The 1479-nt window shown below is 77.8% G+C and carries 1 protein-coding gene; it reads left to right on the top strand.

All coding sequences use genetic code 11. The features are described from left to right. Nucleotides 1–317: 317 nt before the first annotated feature. Nucleotides 318–1307, top strand: a complete 990-nt coding sequence (locus tag ACFV8H_RS01690) for a TIGR03619 family F420-dependent LLM class oxidoreductase (protein ID WP_380396056.1) — start codon at nt 318–320, stop codon at nt 1305–1307. Nucleotides 1308–1479: the final 172 nt, after the last annotated feature.

Raw genomic sequence — 1479 nt, 5'->3', positions numbered from 1 at the left:
GGGGGGGTGGTTTTTCCCGGGGGGGGGCTGGTTTTTGGGGTTGGGGGGGGGGGGGGGGGGGGGGGGGGGGGGGGGGGGGGGGGCCGCCCGCCCCCCCCCCCACCACAACAGCCGATTCCGACGGCGATCCCCAGGAACACGCCGCACGGGTGGCACCTTCGAGTGGTTCCGGGAACCGGCGGCGCCGCCCGCCCGACGGAAGCCCCGGCGGGAGCCCCGACGCGAGTCCAGCGGGAGCCCCCGACGCCTGGCGTTCCGGGCACCCGTCGGCCGACACTGGGTGCTCCGGCCCCCCGCACGGAAGGCAGAAGCACCCCATGCCCCTCGGACTCGCCCTCCCCCAGTACGGCCGCTTCGCCGACCCCGCCCTGACCGTCCGGATCGCCGCCGCGGCCGAGACACTCGGCTACGACCGGCTCTGGACGGCCGACCGGCTCCTGGTCGCCAACGCCCCGCGGACCCCGTACCCCGGCGGCAACGGCGCCGTCCCGGAGAGCCACCGGACCTTCCTCGACCCACTCACCCTGCTGACCGCCGCCGCCGGCGCGACGAGCCGGGCGCGCCTGGGCACCAGCACGCTCAACGCGCCCTGGTACCCACCGGCCCTGCTCGCCCGCACCCTGACGACGATCGACCTGCTCAGCAACGGCCGCCTCGACGTCGGCTTCGGACTCGGCTGGTCCGAGGACGAGTACGGGGCGGTCGGCGTCCCGTGGCGGGGCCGGGCGGCCCGGCTGGAGGAGACCCTGGACGTGCTGGAGGCGTTCTGGACCGGGGGCGCCGACGTCCGGCACACCGGTGCGCTGTGGACCGTCCCGCCGTCGACCGTCCTGGCCCGACCGGCCCAACGCCCGCGCCCGCCCGTCCTGTTGGGCGGGGTGAGTCCGGCCGCGCTGGAGCGGGTCGGGCGGCGCGCCGACGGCTGGCTGGGCGTCGGCCTGCCGCTGCCCGCCCTGCGCCCGCTCTGGGAGCGCGTCCGCGACTCCGCCCGGGCCGCCGGCCGTGACCCGGGGGCGCTGCGCCTGGTGCTACGGGTGAACCCGGTGGTCACCGCCGGCCCGGCGCCCGAGGGCGACGTCCCCCAGCGCGGCACGGTCGCCCAGATCGCCGACTACCTGGCTTCCGCCGTACGGGAGTTGGGCGCGGAGCCACTGATCGACCTGCACCACGCCGCGCGGTCCCCGGAGGAGTTCCTCTCCCTCGCCCGGGAGTTCCGCGACGCCCTGGCGCTCCCGCCGTCCCCTACCCTGGCCCCGACACCCACAACAGGACTGAACCCTCCGCCGCAACCGGACCGTTCCTCCTGATGTACCCCGTTTTGAGCCCGCCCAGGAGCACCACCACCACCATGTCCGACACCACCGCGCCCCCGACCCACCGAATACGCCGGACGCACGGCCGTGCGGCGGGGGGGGGGGGGCCGGCGGGAGCAACGCCCCGGGCAGCGGGGCCCCCCCCCCCCCCCCCCCCCCCCCCCCC

It is taken from the genome of Kitasatospora sp. NPDC059827 (assembly GCF_042731675.1).
Lineage (GTDB): Bacteria > Actinomycetota > Actinomycetes > Streptomycetales > Streptomycetaceae > Kitasatospora.
Note: the sequence above shows the minus strand (reverse complement) of the source record. Positions and strands in the feature narration are given on the sequence as shown.

Excerpts from the sequence above, each read along its gene's own strand:
- ACFV8H_RS01690 (WP_380396056.1), top strand. The coding sequence starts at position 318 with ATGCCCCTCGGACTCGCCCTCCCCCAGTACGGCCGCTTCGCCGACCCC.